This window comes from Leucobacter sp. USHLN153 (assembly GCF_037145615.1).
GTDB lineage: Bacteria > Actinomycetota > Actinomycetes > Actinomycetales > Microbacteriaceae > Leucobacter.
Genome location: NZ_JBBCXE010000005.1, coordinates 153,266 through 172,656, shown reverse-complemented (window position 1 = coordinate 172,656; position 19,391 = coordinate 153,266). Strand labels below are relative to the sequence as shown.

18 protein-coding genes are annotated in these 19,391 nt (G+C 67.0%); 4 read left to right on the top strand and 14 right to left on the bottom strand.

The genetic code is table 11. The features are described from left to right. Positions 1–17: 17 nt before the first annotated feature. The 4 genes from WFH00_RS10670 to WFH00_RS10655 all read right to left on the bottom strand — a co-directional run bounded on the left by WFH00_RS10670 (position 18) and on the right by WFH00_RS10655 (position 4,204). Positions 18–1,244 carry a cytochrome b/b6 domain-containing protein gene (locus WFH00_RS10670; RefSeq protein ID WP_336660816.1) on the bottom strand — a complete coding sequence of 409 codons (1,227 nt, stop codon included), beginning with the start codon at positions 1,242–1,244 and terminating at the stop codon, positions 18–20. Between the two features lie 385 nt (positions 1,245–1,629). Then, positions 1,630–2,580 (bottom strand): electron transfer flavoprotein subunit alpha/FixB family protein, encoded by a 951-nt coding sequence (locus tag WFH00_RS10665; protein WP_336660815.1) that lies wholly within the window; start codon positions 2,578–2,580, stop codon positions 1,630–1,632. Between the two features lie 54 nt (positions 2,581–2,634). Continuing rightward, positions 2,635–3,411, bottom strand: a complete 777-nt coding sequence (locus WFH00_RS10660; protein ID WP_336660814.1) for an electron transfer flavoprotein subunit beta/FixA family protein — start codon at positions 3,409–3,411, stop codon at positions 2,635–2,637. A gap of 88 nt (positions 3,412–3,499) precedes the next feature. Beyond that, complete coding sequence (locus WFH00_RS10655) at positions 3,500–4,204, bottom strand: hypothetical protein (RefSeq protein WP_336660813.1); 705 nt, start codon at positions 4,202–4,204, stop codon at positions 3,500–3,502. Positions 4,205–4,491: 287 nt separating this feature from the next. On the opposite strand from WFH00_RS10655, the gene WFH00_RS10650 reads away from it, so the two are divergent. Then, positions 4,492–5,382, top strand: coding sequence for an FAS1-like dehydratase domain-containing protein (locus tag WFH00_RS10650; protein ID WP_336660812.1), 891 nt, complete (start codon positions 4,492–4,494; stop codon positions 5,380–5,382). Positions 5,383–5,430: 48 nt separating this feature from the next. Here the strand turns inward: WFH00_RS10650 and WFH00_RS10645 are convergent, their stop codons facing one another. The 5 genes from WFH00_RS10645 to WFH00_RS10625 all read right to left on the bottom strand — a co-directional run bounded on the left by WFH00_RS10645 (position 5,431) and on the right by WFH00_RS10625 (position 10,368). Further along, positions 5,431–7,278, bottom strand: a complete 1,848-nt coding sequence (locus WFH00_RS10645) for an ABC-F family ATP-binding cassette domain-containing protein (RefSeq protein WP_336660811.1) — start codon at positions 7,276–7,278, stop codon at positions 5,431–5,433. 98 nt (positions 7,279–7,376) lie between these two features. Next, positions 7,377–8,255, bottom strand: a complete 879-nt coding sequence (locus WFH00_RS10640; protein ID WP_336660810.1) for a hypothetical protein — start codon at positions 8,253–8,255, stop codon at positions 7,377–7,379. A 143-nt stretch (positions 8,256–8,398) separates the two neighbouring features. Then, entirely contained in the window at positions 8,399–8,608 is a 210-nt protein-coding gene (locus WFH00_RS10635; RefSeq protein WP_336660809.1) for a hypothetical protein, read from the bottom strand. Between the two features lie 19 nt (positions 8,609–8,627). Then, the gene (locus tag WFH00_RS10630; RefSeq protein ID WP_336660837.1) at positions 8,628–9,344 is read right to left on the bottom strand and encodes a DsbA family oxidoreductase; all 717 of its coding nucleotides are present in this window, start codon (positions 9,342–9,344) and stop codon (positions 8,628–8,630) included. Positions 9,345–9,441: 97 nt separating this feature from the next. Continuing rightward, positions 9,442–10,368, bottom strand: coding sequence for a 4-(cytidine 5'-diphospho)-2-C-methyl-D-erythritol kinase (locus WFH00_RS10625; RefSeq protein ID WP_336660808.1), 927 nt, complete (start codon positions 10,366–10,368; stop codon positions 9,442–9,444). A gap of 217 nt (positions 10,369–10,585) precedes the next feature. On the opposite strand from WFH00_RS10625, the gene WFH00_RS10620 reads away from it, so the two are divergent. Both WFH00_RS10620 and WFH00_RS10615 read left to right on the top strand, forming a co-directional pair. After that, entirely contained in the window at positions 10,586–12,328 is a 1,743-nt protein-coding gene (locus WFH00_RS10620; protein WP_336660807.1) for an MDR family MFS transporter, read from the top strand. Positions 12,329–12,331: 3 nt separating this feature from the next. Further along, entirely contained in the window at positions 12,332–12,820 is a 489-nt protein-coding gene (locus tag WFH00_RS10615; RefSeq protein WP_336660806.1) for a MarR family winged helix-turn-helix transcriptional regulator, read from the top strand. A 37-nt stretch (positions 12,821–12,857) separates the two neighbouring features. On the opposite strand, the gene rsmA is transcribed toward WFH00_RS10615, so the two are convergent. From rsmA to WFH00_RS10595, 4 genes are all read right to left on the bottom strand, one after another. Beyond that, a complete protein-coding gene (gene rsmA, locus WFH00_RS10610) occupies positions 12,858–13,796 on the bottom strand; it encodes a 16S rRNA (adenine(1518)-N(6)/adenine(1519)-N(6))-dimethyltransferase RsmA (RefSeq protein ID WP_336660805.1) in 939 nt (312 codons plus the stop codon). Continuing rightward, entirely contained in the window at positions 13,793–14,707 is a 915-nt protein-coding gene (locus WFH00_RS10605) for a TatD family hydrolase (RefSeq protein WP_336660804.1), read from the bottom strand. The genes rsmA and WFH00_RS10605 overlap by 4 nt, the downstream gene beginning before the upstream one ends. After that, positions 14,704–16,290, bottom strand: a complete 1,587-nt coding sequence (metG, locus tag WFH00_RS10600) for a methionine--tRNA ligase (protein WP_336660803.1) — start codon at positions 16,288–16,290, stop codon at positions 14,704–14,706. Before metG ends, WFH00_RS10605 begins: the two co-directional genes overlap by 4 nt. A 112-nt stretch (positions 16,291–16,402) precedes the next feature. Beyond that, positions 16,403–16,879: an OsmC family protein gene (locus tag WFH00_RS10595; RefSeq protein WP_336660802.1), complete on the bottom strand. Its 477-nt coding sequence runs from the start codon at positions 16,877–16,879 to the stop codon at positions 16,403–16,405. 48 nt (positions 16,880–16,927) lie between these two features. Here WFH00_RS10595 and WFH00_RS10590 point away from each other — a divergent pair, with 48 nt between their 5' ends. Then, a complete protein-coding gene (locus WFH00_RS10590; RefSeq protein ID WP_336660801.1) occupies positions 16,928–18,304 on the top strand; it encodes an aminotransferase class III-fold pyridoxal phosphate-dependent enzyme in 1,377 nt (458 codons plus the stop codon). A gap of 122 nt (positions 18,305–18,426) precedes the next feature. Here the strand turns inward: WFH00_RS10590 and WFH00_RS10585 are convergent, their stop codons facing one another. Then, positions 18,427–19,347 carry a PP2C family protein-serine/threonine phosphatase gene (locus WFH00_RS10585; RefSeq protein WP_336660800.1) on the bottom strand — a complete coding sequence of 307 codons (921 nt, stop codon included), beginning with the start codon at positions 19,345–19,347 and terminating at the stop codon, positions 18,427–18,429. Positions 19,348–19,391 lie beyond the last annotated feature (44 nt).

Here is a 19,391-nt window from a genome sequence, read left to right as displayed (position 1 = left end):
GGGGGCGTCGGGGAGCATTAGCGTTCGCTCACCCGTCCGAAGAGCGAGGCAACCGGGGCAAGCACGAGGGGCCTCGCGGCCCAGGTTACGGCCGCGGTGACCAGGAGTCCGACAGAAAACCAGAGGAAGCCGATCCAGCTGACCGCGTCGCTCCCGGAGAACATGTGATTCAGGTTTCGCAACGCCCCGGTGGCAAGAACCAGAAACACATGCACGACGACGAACAGCACGAAGAACAGCATGACGGGGAAATGAATTGCGCGAGCGAGCGCCGCGGGATATGCCCGGTTCAGTCGCGGAGCGTCTTTGGGCCACCACTCGCTCATCCGCACGCCCGTGATCGCCGCGAGAGGTGCCGCGATGAACACGACGATGAAATACATAAGCTGCTGCAAGCTGTTGTAGTTGACCCAGCCGTTCTCGGTCGGCCACTCGAGCGTGAGGTATTGCACTCCCGCGGAGAGAGCGTTGGGAAAGACCTCCCAGCTCGTCGGGACAATGCGAGCCCAGTGCCCGCTCACGAACAGCAGCACGACAAAAGTTACGCCGTTGACCAACCAGAGCACATCGATACTCGTGTGCAACCACAAGTAGATGCTGACCTTCTTCCCGCCTCGCTTGGGAGTGAAGAACGCCGACGGCTTCTGCTGATGTCGAACGAGCAGTCCCGATCGAATAATGAGCGCGAGGAAGAAGAAATTCAAGAAGTGCGTCCACCGCGCCCACGCGGGGAAGCCGTCGTCCGCGGGCACTGCGGATTCGTATTCGCCGGGATAGCGTCGCAGGAACTCGGGCACCCCGGGCAGTGTGGTCACTCCGCGGGCGGCAAGCACGATGATGCCGGCCACCGCCACGACGCCCACGAGCGAGGGCAGACCGAGCCGTACCCATTGACCGAGCGTCCGCGCGCCCAGAACGATGGGCTCCCGCCGCTGCGGCGACGGTTCCGGCGTCTCCTGCTTGTGCGTCTGCTGCGGCGCCTGCTGCGGTGCCTGCTGCGGTGCCTGCTGCAGCTCCTGCTGCTTCGGCCGAGGCGACTCCAGCTGCTCCGAACGGACCGTCGCAGTCGCTTCGGGCGACGGCGACGTCTCAGATTTCGGCTGGGGTTCGGTGGCCGCGGTGGAGGAAGCCTGCGTTGATGGTGGCTCGGTAGGTGCGGCGGATCCTGCGCGGCCATCAGCAGCTGCACGTTTCGGCGCGGTAGCGCCTGAGGGCCACGGCTCGCCCCCCGCAACACGCGGCAACCCCCGCCGCAACGAAGGCTCTGCGGTTTTCCTCGCGGGCATGCCCGCGGGAGCACTCGGAGGCCACGGATCTTCCCCGGGAACACGCGAGGACTTCCTCGCGGGCATGCCCGCGGGAACACTCGGAGGCCACGGCTCTCCCCCGGGAACACGCGGCAGCCCACGTCGGAACGTCGTGTCGGGTGCCCGGCTCGGAGTAGGCGAGGACGTGGTTCCCTGAGGTACGTTCGATTCGACGCTCACTGCAAGCGGGGAGGGCGGGTTCGTTGGGCTGGCTACGGCGTGATCGACCACCGCGGGGGAATCGCCGTTCGCGGGTGGCCAGGCTTCTCCCCCCGGAATGCGTGGCAGACCCCGGCGGACCTGGGACGAGTATGTCGCCATGTCAGGCCTGCAACTTCTCGATCTCCGCAGTCAGCTGCGGCACCACGCTCGACACGTCCCCCACGATTCCAAAATCGGCGATGTCGAAGATCGGTGCGTCAGCGTCCTTGTTGATTGCGACAATGAACTTCGCTGTCTGCATTCCAGCCTTATGCTGCACCGCCCCTGAAATGCCGAGCGCGATGTAGAGATCCGGGGCGACCGTCACGCCGGTCTGTCCGACCTGGTAGCTCTGCGGCACCCAGCCCGCATCCACCGCCGCGCGCGAGGCTCCCAGAGCGGCACCGATCGCGTCGGCCAATCTCTCGGCGATCACGAACTGATCCTTCGAGCCCAGCCCGCGCCCGCCGGCGACTACGCGCTTTGCACCCCGCAGCTCCGGGCGGGAGCCTGCGGACTGCTCCTCGACGGACGCCACTTCAACTGGTCGAATCTCGCTCGGGCTCACCGACAGTATCCGTTCATCGAGCGGCGTCGAGTCAGCGCGAGCGTCGATCACCCCTTGGCGCAGCGTGATCACTGGGGCACCCCACGTAACGGCGGATTCGACCGTGTATGCCCCGCCGTAGGCGGCGTTCACCGCAGTCACCCCCTCTGCGTCGCGCGCTACGGCGATTGCGTCCGCGATGACCCCCGACCGCGAGCGCGCGGCGAACTGCGCAGCTGTCTCGCGCCCCTCCACTGAGTGCGACACGAGCACCGCGTCCGGCTCGACAAGTGCTGCTGCCTGAGAGAGCGCGTCCACGCGCCGCGCCCCTGTTTCGGCCCGCAATACCACCGCGGCGCCGAACTCAGCGGCACGGAGTGAGAGCTGCTCGTCATCCGAGACCACGACCGCGACTGGCGAGCCGATAGAGGCGGCAGCACCGATGAGCGCCGCCGCAGACTTCGCGAGGCCGCCGGCGGGCGTGGTGTCAAGCAGCACCAGAATCGAATCAGCTGCAAATTCCATCTTCAAAGTCCTTCACGTGTACGACGACGAGTGTGAATCAAAACTCACAGGGGTTCAGATCAAGCGGCGCTCGGACAGCACCGTCATGAGCTGCTGCACGGCGCTCCCATCATCCGTGACCTGTATTCCGGCCGCGCGCGGCGGGCGCTCGACGACTGACAGCATGATGGATCGCGATGCGCTCATGTCATCGGCATCAATGCCGAGATCGGCGAGACTCTTCACCTCGATCGGCTTCTTCTTGGCCGCCATGATTCCCTTGAAGTTCGGGAAACGCGCGTCGGGCAACTGTTCGGTCACGGATATCACGGCAGGCAACGAGGTCGACACCTGCATGACGGCGTCATCTCCAGCGCAACGCCCGGATACTGCGTCCGCGGAAATTGAAAGCTCGCTGAGATTCGTGAGCACGGGCCACTCAAGCAGCTCTGCGACCATCGACGGGAGCATGCCGCCCACTCCGTCGGTCGACTGGTTGCCCGCGATCACGAGATCCGCTCCCTCCTCGCGCAGCGCGGCGGCGATCACTTCTGCGGTGAGTCCCATGTCCGCGCCGACGAGTCCTTCGTCCACGACATGGGTGGCCGACTCGGCGCCCATCGCCAGCGACTTCCGCAGATTCGTTGTCGCGGTCTCCGGCCCCACGCAGAGTAGCGACACCTGAATCCCCTCGGAGGTGTCTGCATGGGAAAGCGCGGCTTCGAGAGCGCGCTCTCCGATCTCATCGATCACGGCTTCCGATGCGCCTCGCTCCGCGAGCCCCGTCTCGAGGTTCAGTTTGCGCTCCCCGTAGGTATCCGGAACCTCTTTTACTAACACCACGATCTTCATTGAGACACCTTTCCGCGTAGGTCCGCGCTCCTGCAGGATCCCCACGCTGTACGTTCGAACACCATTGACATGACTGCCGACTTTCCCATTAGGCGGACCCGATGCTGGGAGAGGCACCCTGCGGTCGCCACCGCGAGGGATCCACTCGTCGCTCCTGAGCTATCGATGTCATTGAAGCGACTCCGAGCGCCCCCAGACGATCGAACACCTGCGCGCTCCCGACGAGCGTTCCCCCGCTCACGAGGACACGAGCAGAGAGCAGCCCGATTCCTCCCGGCACCGGCTGCCGCGCCAGATGCAAAGACACGTCGAGGTTGATGTGCTGAATTCCGTCGCGCCCCCAGCTCATGATGGGATTCACGCCGTCGGCCGCAAAGCCGGCGAGAACGGTACTTTCGAGACACTCGCCACGGATGAGCTCCACGCCACCCACCCATATCGCCTTGCGCTCGTCGCCGGGAATCTGAGAGCCCAGTGCGGTCCACCCGGTGGAGTCGCTGTAATACTGTCGCCCGTGGTAGTCCTTCTCGCTGCCGAGTGCCGGTGGGTCGATCGAATCCGCGCTCGTCCAGATCTCGTTCTCCCGAGGGGGGAGATCGTCAGCGAAGTAGAGTCGAGCCCGGGCGCACTCACTGCCGAGCTGAGAAATCCATACATCGACGAGGGTCACCCGTCCGCCGTGCTTGACGATGGTAGTTCCGGACTCGGTCGGCTCCAGTCGCGCCACCGAGTGCAGATCGTACGAGGCGCGCACCAGACGCCTCGCTGGGGCCACGTCTCGCATGGCTTCCACACCGCAGAGGGTCAGCAACCCGGTCACTGATGGTCCGGTGAGTCGGTTCGGATTCCATCCTGAAAGCACCTCACCGACTGGGAAAAACTCGCCTTGCCGCGAAGACCGGGTGAAAAAGCCTGGAACCACGATCGGCTCAAGCACCGCAGCAGCTGCCGCGGCCCCGCCAGTTTTGGCTACCATTCCGGCCTCACATTCGTCTTGAATATGTTCTATATTATATTTAAAGATCCAGGATGCGAAAGCCCGCATTCTGAACGACCGCACACCCGCAACGAGGAGGCGTAGTGACCGACAGACTTTCCCCAGAAGCCGACTATTCCGAGTGGATCGGACGAAGCGAGACCCTCGTCGATGTGGCTTCAAGGTCCGCGGTAGTCGGGCTCAATGCGGTGCTCGACCATCCTCTTGATGTTCGCGATGCTGATAATGCGAAACTCTTCCCCCTCGGACATTGGCTGCAGTTCACCCCGACCGCCCCGATGAGCGAACTGGGCCCCGACGGCCACCCGAAACTCGGCGACTTCATGCCGCCTCTCGATCTCCCACGGCGAATGTGGGCCGGGAGCAAGATCGAGTTTCACGCTCCTATCTCGGTCGGCCAGCAACTCGAACGCGTCACGACGATCGAGTCGATCACTCCGAAGACCGGTTCCACTGGGCGACTCTGCTTCGTCGTGCTGCGGCACGAGATATCGGCCGACGGCGTTCCCGCCCTCACCGATCGTCACACGATCGTCTACCGCGAGGCCGTGGAAGTAGACCCGAACGCCGCGCCTTCGCCGCGCCCCGCGCGGGCCGACGGCCCGGCACCGGAGGGTTGGGACTGGGTACGGGAGCAGCGGCCGATCGAGACGACCTTGTTTCGCTATTCAGCCCTGACATTCAATACCCACCGCATCCACTACGACTGGCCGTACGTGACGACCGTCGAGGGGTATCCCGGCCTCGTCGTCCACGGTCCGCTCATGGCGACGTATATCGTGGACGGCTTCCTTCAGGCCCATCCCGACGCCGAGTTGAAGACGTTCGAATTCTCGGCGCGAGCCCCCATCTTCGCCGGCGAGCAAATTCATGTGGTGGGCCGCTGGGACGGTTCAGGCCGGGAGGAACTCGCGTTGATCAGTCCTGAAGGTACCGTCGCTATCTCGGCGCGGATCTCTTACCGCACAGCATAAGAAGTTCGTGCCACTTTCAAGCCGAGATACATGTCACGCTCGGAAGCGTCAGTCCAGGGCCTCCGACAGCTCTAGCCAGCGTTCCTCGAGCGCCGCGACCTCGTCCTCGATCGCGGTGATCTTGGTCATCTCCGCGTTCAGCAACGCGTAATCCGCCTGGTCGAGGTCAGCGAGGCCATCGCGCGCCTTCGCGGCGTCCGCCTGTAAGCGCTCCATCTTGCGTTCGACCGCGGCAAGCTCCTTCTGCGCAGCCCGCAGCTCAGCACCCGAGAGCCCGGGTGCCGTTGCGGCGGCAGCCGACGCTCCCCCAGCGCCACCTGAGCCGGAGGAACCGGCGGAGCCCGTCGAACGCGCGGCCTGATCCGCCGCCTCTGCCCGCTCCTCGGTCGCACGCAGCTTCAGGTACTCATCGACACCGCCGGGGAGGTGCCTCAGGCGTCGCTGCAGAATCGCGTACTGCTGGTCGGTGACGCGCTCGAGGAAGTAGCGGTCGTGCGACACGACGATCAGCGTGCCGGGCCACGAGTCGAGCAGGTCCTCCATCGCCGCGAGCATGTCGGTGTCGAGGTCGTTCGTAGGCTCGTCGAGAATGAGCACGTTCGGCTGGTTGAGCAGAATCAGGAGCAGCTGCAGACGCCGCTTCTGCCCACCCGAGAGGTCCTTCACCGGCGTGGAGAGCTGCGCGCTCGTGAAACCCATGCGCTCGAGCAGCTGCCCGGGAGTGAGCTCCTGGGCCTTCGACCCGCTGCCGACCGTGAAGCTCGTGCGAAGGCGCCCGATCACCGTGCGCACGGGCTCCTGCAGGTGCTCCTCGAGCTCGTCGAGGCGCTGCGTGAGCGTCGCGACCTGCACGGTCTTGCCCCGCTTCACCCGCCCGGAGGTGGGCTCGACCGCTCCGGAGATGAGCCCGAGCAGGGTCGACTTGCCGGCGCCGTTCACCCCGAGGATGCCGGTTCGCTCGCCTGGAGCGAGCATCCACTCGATGTCTTCGAGGATCACCCGATCGCCATACGCCACACCCGCGTCAACGAGGTTCACGATCTCCTTGCCGAGCCGCGTAACGGCCATGGACTGCAGCGAAACGCGATCCCGAATCTCGGGGACGTCGGCGATGAGTTCGTTCGCGGCGTCGATGCGGAACTTCGGCTTCGAAGTGCGCGCGGGCGCCCCGCGCCGGAGCCATGCGAGCTCCTTCCGGGCGAGATTCTGTCGCTTTTGCTCGATCGTCGCGGCCTGGCGGTCGCGCTCCACGCGCTGCAGAATGTAGGCCGCGTACCCGCCCTCGAACGGCTCGACGATGCGGTCGTGCACCTCCCACGTCGTGTTGCACACCTCGTCGAGGAACCACCGGTCGTGGGTCACGACGAGGAGCGCACCCTGGCCGGGCTGCCAGCGTCGCTTCAGGTGGTCGGCGAGCCAGGCGATCCCCTCGACATCGAGGTGGTTCGTGGGCTCATCGAGGAACAGGATGTCGAAGTCCTGCACGAGCAGACGGGCGAGCGCGACGCGACGCCGCTGTCCACCCGAGAGGGCGTCCACGGGCGCATCCCACTCGAGATCGGAGACGAGCCCTTCGATGACATCGCGCGAGCGCGCGTCGCTCGCCCACTCGTACTCCTCCCGGTCACCCACGACGGCACTGCCGACCGTCTCCCCTGGAGCAAAGACGTCGGCCTGATCGAGCACCCCGATCGTCGTGCCGCCGCGCATCGTCACCTGCCCGCCATCGGGCTCTCGACGGCCCGCGAGCATCATCAGCAAACTCGACTTGCCATCGCCGTTGCGGCCGACGATGCCGATGCGATCCCCCTCGGCGACGCCGAGCGTCACCGAGTCGAACACGGTCTTCGTCGGTACTTCGAGGTGCAGGGCCTCGGCCCCCAAGAGATGCGCCATAACCCCCTAAGCGTAGCCGTGCACGCTGATGACGGGCGACACTGCCGGGGGTCTCGTCCTCGACCGTGGCCACACCGATGACGAGACCCCGGTTCGGCTCACTTCACGGCGACGAACACCTTCTCCCCACCCATCCCCGGGGTGATCGCAAGGAGCCCCTCCGAGAGACCCTCCTTCGGCACCGCGAGCGGAACATTGCCCGTGGCCGAGGCGCCCTCGTAGAGCGTTCCGACGAGTGAGAAGGGCTCGGGTGCGACGGCGATCGCGTCCGTCATCGAGACGGTGTTTCCGCCCGGGGTCACATAGTCGACGAGCACCAGCGGGAACTCGCCGTCGGGGTTGTCGCCGGTGTAGGTCGCCGTTACATTCGCGAGAATCCACGTGCTGCCCTCGAGCGCGGGCTTGTTGAACGGGTTCTCGTCGATGATGATCTGATTGGCGTCGAGATTGACCGAGTTCACCGTCACGGTCCAGTCCCCCTGAGTGATTTCGGTGCCGAGCGCATACGGGTTGCCTCGCGAGCCCGCTCGGTTGACGTCGCGCTCATCAGACTGCGCTTCGTCAGCCTCTTCGGCATCGAGCTCCGCGGCGATCTCGTCGTCGAGTTCGTCGATCAAGCTGCTGTCGCCGGTCGTGAAGGCCTTCTCGAACGAGGACGCGATCACGAAGAAGAACACACTGACTCCGACGACCGTGCCAACGACCGAAATGGTCAGCGCCGAAATGCCCAGCGCTTTGCCCTTGCCCTTCACGAAGAGCGACACGAGCGACAGAATGAACGCGACCGGGAGCAATATCCACCCGCCGAAGAGCGCCCCGGGGATACATGCGAAGACGAACCCGACAACTGAGATAACGAACGCCACCATGCCGAGAACGTTCTTCTGCTTCCGCGCGGGCGGAATCGCATCGTTCGGGGTGGGCTGGCTGGGCAGGGGCGTGGCGTCTTGCGCGTCGACGCTGGGCTGTGCGGTCATACCGACGATCATGCACAGCACCTAGGACACTCATAGGAAACGACGAGCTACCTGAGACCTTTTCGTTATATTCGTGCGCGTCGCCTGATCGGGACGCGGCGCGAGGTCACTGACCGGCGCAGCAGGATCGCCGCTGAACCTCGCTAACCGGCGCAGCAGGATCCGCCGCAGCAGGATCCACCCGCGCTCCCGTCGGCGAGGAGGTTCAGAATCTCCCGCGACTCGGCATCCGCGAACGAAGCAGCCCCCACGAAGGCCCCGCCGTCTTCCTGATCAATGCTGACATCCGCAGCCGCGGACTCCGTCTCGACCGAGGACGCCTCTGCAACCGTCTCACGCTGTTCCGCCATCATGTTCTCCTTTGCTTCGAAGCTATTCTGCCGCGCCCGCACCGGACGCCGCACCCGCACCGGACGCAGCACCCGCACCCGCACCAGCACCCGCCTGCAACCCGAGCACCTGCTCGAGCACATTCACGAACACCTCGGCCGACTGCGCGCCCGAGACCGCGTACTTGTGCTCCAGCAGGAAGAACGGCACGCCCGTCACGCCGAGCTGCTGCGCTCGCCGAATATCCCGCCACACCGCATGACCGTACGCCTCGTCGTCGAGGGCCGCCCGCGCCTCATCGGCGTCGAGCCCCGCATCGGCGCCGAGCCGCGCGAGCGCGTCGGGATCCGCCAGGTCTTCCCCCTCGGAGAAGTACGCGCGAAACAGCCGATCCAGCACCGCCGCCTGCACGCCCCGCTCACGCGCGAGGTGCAGCACTCGATGCGCCCGCTGCGTGTTGGTGTGCCGCACGCGGTGAAAGTCGAAGTCGACGCCCTCAGAGGCACCGAGCTCCGTCATCTGCCCGAGCATCTGCTCCACCTGCTCGCGCGGCATGCCCTTGTGCCGCTCGAGAAAATCGATCTCGCTGCCCGCGAAGTCGAGCGGGGTATCGGGGGCCAGCTCGAAGCTGTGGCTCTCGACCTCGATCGCGACCTCGGGGTGCTCCTCGCGGAAGGCGCCCACCGCCGCCTCGAAGCGGCGCTTCCCGAGGTAGCACCACGGGCAGGCGATATCGGACCAGATGTCGACGCGAATCATTGTGCTCACGAGGAGTGCAGCGCCGCGGTGCCCCACGATATTCCCGCGGCGGATCGGCGGGCCACACTGCAGCCCCGCGATCCTCCACCCGAAAAACTCAGATGACCCGCGCGCCGGGCACCGGCCCGGTCACCGTGAGCGCCCGCATGCCCCGCCGCCCGAGCACGGTGCGCAGCTCGGCGGCCTCCTGCGGGGAACCGACGAGGAACGCGATCGTCGGGCCGGAGCCCGAGACGATGCCGGCGAGCGCGCCGCGGGATTCGCCGAGCTCGAGGATCTCGGTGAGCTCGGGGGCGAGCTTGAGCGCGGCCACCTGCAGGTCGTTGTGCATCGCCTCCGCGAGAGAGCTCGCGTCGCCGACCCGCACCGCCTGCAGCACCGCGGTCTCCACCTTCACCAGGTCGGGCTGCGGGCCGAGATCGCTCACGTGCCGGTCGCGGTGCTCGTCGAGGGCGCGGTACACGACGGGGGTGCTGAGGCCGGCGTCCGAAAGCGCGAGCACCCAGTGGAAGGTGCCCTGCGCGAGAGCGGGGCTGAGCTCATCGCCGCGACCCGTGCCCACCGCGGTGCCGCCCTCGAGAGCGAAGGGAACGTCGGCGCCGAGTTCCGCGGCGAGGGAGAGGAGACCGGATCGGCCGAGGCCGGTGCCCCACAGCTCATCGCAGGCCACGAGCGTCGCGGCAGCATCAGCAGACCCGCCACCCATGCCGCCGGCGATCGGCACCCGTTTTAGCACCGTAAGGTCGACCCCGCCCGAGTACCCGGTGCGGGCCGCGAGCAGCTTGGCCGCGGCGATCGCGAGGTTGGAGTCGTCGCACGGGAGCTCGGAGCCATCGACCGGCCCGGCGAACCGCACCGAGAATCCGTCCGCGTGCGTTGCGGTCACCTCTTCGAAGAGCGATACCGCTTGATAGAGGGAGGCGACGTCGTGATACCCGTCTTCTTGGAGTGCGCCCACGCGAAAAAACACGTTGATCTTGCCCGGTGCTTTCACCGTCACCGATCCGCCCCGAGTCCCACCCATGACACCAAGTTAGCGCAAGATGCACCGGCACCCGGCACTGCAGTCGACAGGCGGTAATCGACCTTAGTTGACACTCCTCAACCAATTCGATATGGTTGACCGTCATCAACTGTTGACTCGCATCAACCGAACCGTCGCTGTCGCCGAGCCGTACGTTCTGCATCGCTCCGATGCACGAGCTGGAGGCCCGCGCCCGAAAGGAACACGTCACCCCCGTATGTCCTCTAACATCACTCCCAGTGAGTCCACGCGGAGCCACCGCGAAGTACTCACCGCACTGTCGGGCCTCCTGCTCGGCATGTTCGTCTCGATGCTCGCATCGACCGTCGTCTCGAGCTCGCTCCCGGTCATCATCCACGACCTCGGCGGCGACCAGGCCGCCTACACCTGGGTCGTCACCGCGACACTGCTAACGACGGCGATCTCGACCCCGATCTGGGGCAAGCTGTCCGACCTCTTCAATCGCAAGGTGCTCTTCCAGCTCGCGATCACAATCTTCGTCCTCGCGACCGCGGTCGCTGGTTTGTCGCAGGATCCTGGCATGATGATCGCGGCCCGCGCAGTGCAGGGCCTCGGCGCCGGTGGCCTCGCCGCCCTGAGCCAGGTCATCATGGCCGACATCATCAGCCCGCGTGAGCGCGGCAAGTACATGGGCCTCTTCGGCGCGGTCATGGCGGTTTCGACCGTCGGCGGGCCGCTGCTCGGCGGCGTCATCACCGACACCATCAACTGGCGCTGGAACTTCTACATCTCGCTGCCGTTCGCGATCATCGCGCTCATTGTCGTGCAGAAGGCCCTCCACCTGCCGAAGCACCCGAAGAAGCAGACGCGCATCGATTACTTCGGCATTGTGCTGCTCTCGACCGCGGTCGCGCTGCTCCTCATCTGGGTGACGAACGCCGGCACCACCACCGTCGACGGCCAGGGCCACGACCTCGCCTGGGGGGACCTCGGCAACAACGACTGGTGGAGCCTCCTCACCGTGCTCATGGTCGGAGGCGGTCTCCTTGCCGCGATCATCTTCGTGGTCGTCGAACTGAAGTCGAAGGAACCGCTGATTCCGCTCACGCTCTTCCGCGACCGCACCTTCACGCTTTCCGTCGTCGCCTCGATCTCGACCGGCATCGCGATGTTCGGCTCGTCCGTCTTCCTGAGCCAGTACATGCAGCTCTCGCGCGGCGCGACCCCGACGCAGGCGGGTCTCATGACGATCCCGATGATCGGCGGTCTGCTGCTGTCGTCCATCATCGTCGGCGCGCTCATCACGCGCTTCGGCAAGTGGAAGGGCTACCTCATCGTGGGCGGCGTCTTCTTGATCGCGGGCTCGTACACGCTGTCGACGATCCACTACGACACGAACTTCGCGCTCGTCTCGGTCTACATGTTCCTGCTCGGCGCGGGTGTCGGCATGACGATGCAGAACCTCGTGCTGGTCGTGCAGAACACCACGGCTCCCAGCCAGATCGGTGTCGCGAGCTCGGGCGTCACCTTCTTCCGCAGCCTCGGCGGCACGATCGGCGTCTCCGTCATGGGCGCCGCACTCGCCGCGAAGGTCACGGACCTCATGGGTTCCGACAGCATTCTCGCGAAGATGCAGGCGGCCATCATGTCGCTCGGCGAGGAGGGCGCGGCGGTTGCGAAGCAGTTGCAGTCCGGCTCGCTCCCCGAGGTCTCGAAGCTGCCCGAGGCGGTCCGTGTGATCGTCGAGGACGTCTACGCCCAGGGTATCTCGCACTCCTTCCTGATCGCCGTGCCGTTCGCGGTGATCAGCCTGATCGCGATCATCTTCCTGCCGAACGTGCCGCTGACGCGCATGACCACGTCTGAGCGCCGCCAGGCGACGGAGGCGGACTTCGCCACGGTGTCGACAAGCGAGGGCATGTCCGTGCTGACCGCGACCGGCGGCGTGCCCGTGGTCGGTGAGCCCGCTGATGAGGCTCGCGACGGGAACGAGAAGTAGATCATGACTCACCAGTCGGCGTGCGCCCCCGTTACCTCTGGCAGCGACGGGGGCGACGCCCGCTCTCAGGCGATGACGGCGCTCGAAAACGAGTTCCAGACGCTGTTCGCCCAGTTCCGCCGCCTTACCATGGTGAACGCTCACGCGGTGAGCGAGGGGATGCTCCCCGGCGCATACAAGGTCTTTACGACGATCGCGCACCTCGAGAGCGCAACGCTCTCGGAGCTCACCGAGGTCATGGTCGTCGACAAGGGCCAGATGAGTCGCACGCTTCGCGACCTCGACGAGCGCGGCCTCATCAACCGCACGCCCGACCCGAGCGACGGTCGCTCCGTCCGCATCACCGTGAGTGACTTCGGCCGGGAGCGCCTCGCCGCGACGCGCGGGGAGAAGGCGGGCGCTCTCCGTGAAGCGATGGAGGACTGGTCGGTCTCCGACATCGAGCGGTTCAGCGAGCTGCTGCACGCGCTCGGCAAGGGCATCGCTCCCTGAGCCACACCTACGCGGGTGCGGATCGCGGCGCGGCGCTCTACGCCGAGGCGTCGGAGTTCCGGCCCGCGCCTGTCACGGCCGCTCGCGCGATCGCGAGGAACGCATCGATTCCGAGCTGTTCGGCGCGAGCGGTCGGCGTCTCCCCCGCCGCCTCGATCACCGCGACGGTTCGCTCGAAATCGCCGAGCACAGACTGCAGCGCCTGTCGCAGCATCTTCCGACGCTGCGCGAACGCGGCGCTCACGAGTTCGAAGGTCAGCTTGCGCTCGGCCTCTGAGCCGAGCGTCTCGCTCCGGCGCTCGTAGCCGACGAGCACGGAGTCGACACCGGGCACCGGCCAGAAGATGCGGCGGCTCACGTTCCCCGCGATCCGCCACGCCCCGTACCACGCGGCCTTCGCGCTCGGAGCGCCGTACTCCTTGGAGCCCGGCCCCGCGGCGATGCGGTAACCGACCTCCGATTGCACCATGACGAGCCCGCCGCGCAGCGTCGGCAGCAGCTCGAGGAGGTGCATCAGGATCGGCACAGAGACGTTGTAGGGCAGATTCGCGACGAGCAGCGTCGGCGAGCCTGAACCAGCATCCGACCCGCTCTCGAAGTCCGCCGCCGTCACATCCAGCGCGTCGCTGCGCACGACGCGCAACCGCGGATGCTCCTCGTCGGCGAAAACGTCGGGCTGCATCGCGCGCATGGTCGCCGGGAGCTCGGCCGCGAGGCGGTGATCGATCTCCACCGCGGTGACCGCGGCGCCGGCCTCGGTGAGCCCGAGCGTCAGCGAGCCGAGCCCGGGGCCCACCTCAACGACGCTCTCGCCCCGCTGCACCCCCGCGAGGCGCACGATCTTGCGGACCGTGTTCGGGTCGATGACGAAGTTCTGACCGAGCTTCTTGGTCGGTGAAACGCCGAGGCGCTCAGCGAGCTCGCGCACCTGCGCGGGCCCGAGCAGGCCCGCCGAGTCAGTGCCTTCCTCGGTCACGCGTCCGCCTCGGCCGCGTCCCAGGTGCCGTACGCGCGCTCCGTGTTCTCGGCGAGGAGCGCGCACAGCTCATCGAGCGGCATGTCGAGCGTCTCGGCGAGTCTCCGCACGGTGTACGGCAGCAGGTAGGGCGCATTGGGTCGCCCGCGGTACGGCTCGGGCGTGAGGAATGGCGAGTCAGTCTCCGCGAGCAGCAGCTCGGGTCGCGCGATCGCGAGCGCCTCCCGCAGCGCGGGCGCGTTCTTGAACGTCGACGTGCCCGCGACCGAGAGATACCACCCGTGCTCGTTGCAGATGCGGGCGAGCCGTGTATCGCCGGAGAAGCAGTGGAAGACCGTGCGCTCGGGCGCTCCGACCCGCAGCAGGGTCGATACGACCTCGTCGTGCGCGTCGCGGTCGTGGATCTGCAACGCGATGCCGTTGGCCTTCGCGATATCGATGTGCGCCTCGAACGCCTCGATCTGCGCGTCGCGCCCGTCCTCCGCCGTGCGGAAGAAGTCGAGTCCGGTCTCGCCCACGGCGCGTACGCGGGGCTGAGCCGCGAGGCGCGAGAGCTCCGAGAGCTGCTCGATCAGCGCGCCTGCCGCGGCGACGCGGGGCGCCTCGTTCGGGTGCAGCGCGACCGCGGCGAGTACGCGCGAATCGCTCTCCGCGAGCTGTGCACCCCAGCGGCTCGTCTCGAGGTCGGTGCCGACCTGCACGACCCCGCGCACGCCCACGGCCTCGGCACGGTCGAGGGAATCGATGGGGTCGAGCTGATCCACCCCGTCTTCGAATTCGAGGTGCGTGTGATTGTCGTAGATCGGGATCGGCAGCGCCTCGGGCAGCTCCGGGCGCGTGAGATCCCGCCCGTTCGACGCCGCGCGCTTGCGCAGGCCGCCCGCGGGCGTGGCGGCAGTAGGCTCGCTCACTTGCTCGTCTCGTCCGTCTCGATTCGGGGGAAGAGCACGGCAAGCGGCTGCAGCTCGGTGCCCGCGGGGAGCGCACCCCAGGTGCCGGCCTGGCGGATCGGCTGCGCCTCAAGCGCTCCGAGCGTTGCCTCGGCACCGAGCGCCGTCCACAGCTTGCGAGTCGCGATCGGGAGCACCGGAGCGAGCAGCACGGCAAGCACGCGGAGCCCCTCGGTCGCGGTGTACAGCACGGTCGCGAGGCGCTCGCGCTTCTCGGGATCCTTGGCGAGCGCCCACGGCTCCTGCTCCGTGATGTACCCGTTCAGCGCGTCGACGAGTTCCCAAATCGCGGCGATGGCCTCGTGGATCGCGAAGGCCTCGATCCGCTCATCGGCTCGGCTCGCGACCGATGCCGCGAGCTCGCGGATCGCGACATCGGAGGGAGTCTCGGCCGACGCCTCGGGCACGCGCCCCTCGAAATACTTGGCGTTCATCGCGAGCACGCGGCTCGCGAGGTTGCCGAAGCCGTTCGCGAGCTCCGCCTGGTAGCGCGCCGCGAGGTCTTCCCAGCTGAACGAACCGTCGTGACCGAAGGAGATCGCGCGCATGAAGTAGTAGCGGAACGCGTCGGAACCGAAGGTGTCGGTGATCTCGTTCGGCGCGATGCCGGTGAGCTTCGACTTCGACATCTTCTCGCCGCCGACGAGCAGCCAGCCGTGCGCGAACACGTGGTTCGGCACCTCGAGCCCCGCGGCCATCAGCATGGCGGGCCAGATCACCGCATGGAATCGCAGAATGTCTTTGCCGACGAGGTGCGTCGCGGGCCAGCGGCGCCCGAACTCTGCGTCGTCCTGGCCGTAGCCGATCGCGGTCACGTAGTTCAGCAGAGCGTCGAACCACACGTACGTGACGTGCGACGAGTCCCACGGAATCGGGATGCCCCAGTCGAACGAGGTGCGCGAGATCGACAGATCTTCGAGTCCCTGCTGCACGAACGCGATGACCTCGTTGCGCGCGCTCGCGGGCTGCACGAAGTCGGGCCGCTCCTCGTACAGAGCGAGTAGGCGGTCTTGGAACGCGCTCATCTTGAAGAAGTAGTTCTTCTCCTGCAGTAGCTCGAGCGGCTTCGAGTGGATCGCGCAGACCTTCTGCCCCTCGAACTCACCGACGCCGTCGACGATCTCACTCTTCGGCTTGAACTCCTCGCAGCCGACGCAGTAGAGCGCCTCGAATTCTCCGGCGTAGACGTGACCGTCGTCGTACAGCTTCTGCAGGAACCTCGCGACGCCCTCCTCGTGGCGCGCATCGGTGGTGCGGATGAAGTCGTCGTTGGAGATGTTGATCTCGTCGAGCAGCGGCTTCCACGACGACTCGACGAGCCGATCAGCCCACTCCTTCGGGGCGACGCCGTTCGCGGTTGCAGTGCGCAGGATCTTCTGGCCGTGCTCGTCGGTGCCGGTGAGGAACCATGTGTCGTCGCCCGCCTGGCGGTGCCAGCGCGCCAGCACGTCGGCGGCCACCTCGGTGTAGGCGTGCCCGATGTGCGGGGCGTCGTTGACGTAGAAAATCGGCGTCGTCAGGAAGAACGAGGAGGGGTTGGCCATGGGTTCCATTCTATTGGGAACCGCCGACATCCCGACTCCGAGCCGCACCCGGCCCTCACGCTCCGGCGGCGACCACGATCTCGGGCTCGTGGCTCCCGAGCGGCTCGCGCCCCTACACTTCGGACGCGACCATGATCTCGGGCTCGTGCCGCACGGGGAAGTTAACCGAGTTCGCGATGAAGCAGGCGTCGCGCGCCTCCGCGTGCGCCGCGCGCGCGGCGTCGACCATGCTCGCATCTGCGACGGTCACCCGCGGTCGCAGCACGACCTCTTCGAACGCGCCGCCGATCCCCTGCTGCCGCATTACGCCGCTCGCCGCGTCCTCGTACGCAGTGACGACGACCCCGGCCCGCACCGCCATGTGCAGGTACGACAGCATGTGGCACTGCGCGAGCGCCGTGACGAGCAGCTCCTCAGGGTTCCACCGGTCGCGGTCACCGTGGAATGTCGGGTCCGCCGACCCCTCGAGCGGCGGCTTGCCCGCAGCGCGGATGAGCAGCTCGCGACCGTAATCGCGATACCCGCTGGTGCCGCTCCCGCGGTTGCCCGTCCACTCGATGCCGATGGAGTACTCGTGGCGATCCTTCATCGCTCCAGCCTAGGCGAGGTCGTGACGGCCGCGAGTAGGATCGAGACCATGAGTTCAGCTCCCAGCACCGCAGCCGTCAGCACCGCCTCCGACGAGTCGTCCGTGTCGCAGCAGCGACTCGTGCGAACCGAGATCCCGGGGCCCCGCTCCCGAGAGATTCACGAGCGACGCCGCGCCGTGGTGCCCCCGGGAGTGCACAGCGTGCTTCCCGTCTACATCGAGCGGGCGCACGACGCGATTCTCGTCGACGTCGACGGCAATCAGATCATCGACGTCTGCGGCGGCATCGGCGTCATGACCGTCGGGCACACCGATGACCGCGTAGTCGCAGCGGCCGCCGATCAGCTCGGGCGCGTGACCCACACCCTGTTCACGATGACTCCCTACGAGCCCTACGTCGAGGTCGCCGAGCACCTCGCGAAGCACGTGCCCGGCTCGACCGTGGCGGCTCCCTACAAGACCCTGCTGATGAATTCGGGCGCCGAGGCGGTCGAGAACGGCGTCAAGATCGCGCGCAAGTACACCGGCCGCCCGGGCGTCGCGGTGCTCGAGCACGCCTATCACGGCCGCACCCTGCTCACGAGCAGCATGAACCACAAGGCCGCGCCCTACGCGCTCGGCTACGGTCCCCGCGTCGGCGACGTCTACAAGGCGCCGAACTCCTACCCGCTCCACGACGGTCTGTCGGGGGCTGAGGCCGCGGCTCGCACGATTGCTTTCTTGGAGAAGCAGGCTGGCGCGGCGGATCTCGCGTGCCTCGTCGTCGAACCCATTCAGGGCGAGGGTGGCTTTATCGTCCCGGCCGACGGCTTCCTCCCGGCGCTCGCCGACTGGTGCCGCGAGAACGGCGTCGTCTTCATCGCCGATGAGGTGCAGGCCGGCATGGCGCGCACCGGCACGGTCTTCTCCATCGAGCAGTTCGGCGTGCAGCCCGACATCGTGCTCTCCGCGAAGGGCATCGCGGGTGGGCTGCCGCTCGCGGGCATCACCGGTCGCGCCGAGATCATGGACGCCTCGCAACCCGGCGGGCTCGGCGGCACGTTCGGCGGCAACCCGGTGTCGTGCGCGGCAGCGGTCGCGGTGTTCGAGCAGATCGAGGAGCTCGACCTGCTCGCGGAGGCGCAGCGCATCGAGCGCGTGTTCGGCGCGGGCCTGCGCGAGTTGCAACAACGCTTCCCCGCGATCGCCGAGGTGCGCGGGCGCGGTGCGATGCTCGCGATCGAGCTCACAAGGCCGGGCACCCTCGAGCCCGACGCCGATCTGGTCGCGCGCGTCATGGACGAGGCGGCGCAGCGCGGCGTGCTGCTGCTGAGCAGCGGGGTGCACAACCAGGCGATTCGCTTCCTGCCGTCGCTGAAGATGAGCGACGAGCTCATCGCGGACGTGCTCAGCGTGCTCGAGGAGGCGTTCACCGCAGCGAGCTAAGGCGTGAGGCGAGGTGACGGGGTCTGGGCCGAATGGCTCGGGCCCCGTCGTTTTGCAGTCGGGCTGAACCGTGCTGAGGCCGCAGGGCCGCGCCGTGCTGGAGCCGTCGGGCCGCTCAGGCCCTAGGCCGTCGGGCGGTGCAACTCCGGGCCGCCGGGCAGGATCACCGGGCCCGTGCGCGTCCCCGCGTCTGCGATGTCCTCGGCGTCGAGATCTTCGGTATCGATCCCCGAGTTCGCGATGCTGCCCGTGTCCACGACATCGCCCACGGCGTGCACATCGATCACGATCACGGTGACGTTGTCCCGGCCCGCGTTCTCGAGCGCGTGGTGCACGAGCGCCTCCGCGGCAGCCTCGGCAGTCGTCTCCGTCGCGAGGAAGTGCTGGATCCCGATATCGGTGAGCTCCTTCGTGAGCCCGTCAGAGCACACGAGGATCCGCTGGCCCGGAATCAGCGCGAGCGAGGTGTAATCGGGCACCGGTGCCTCGTTGAAGCCCACGGCGCGCGTGATCACGTTGGCGTGCGGGTGCACTTCGGCCTCGTCCTCCGTGATCGCGCCGGTGTCGATGAGGTGCTGCACGACCGAGTGATCCACGGTGATCTGGCTGAGTGCGCCCTTGAAGTACTGGTACACGCGGGAGTCGCCGATGTTGAAGACCCGCCACGTCGGCTCGGCGTCCGTGCCGAGCACGAGTCCGGAGACCGTGGTTCCTGCGCCGAGCTCCGTGTCCCCCGCGTCGAGCTCGATGTCGTCGACCGCATCGCTCAGGGTCTCATCGATGTCGGCCTCGGTCACGGAGTCCCGCCCGCCGAGTTCCGCGAGGCGCCGCACCACCGCGGCGGAGGCGATCTCGCCGGCAGAGTGCCCACCCATGCCGTCCGCGATCGCGAAGACGGGAGGCGCGGTGACGTAGCTGTCCTGGTTCACTTCGCGTCGCCGACCCACGTCGGTCAGCGCGAACCATGAGAGTTCGATCTCGAGGTCACCACCGGCGCGGTACGTCAATCGACGGCGCACGCCGTTCTCTCCCCGAGCCGTCACGGCTTCCTTCTCATAGACACCCGACCCATATTACCCTGCGTCGA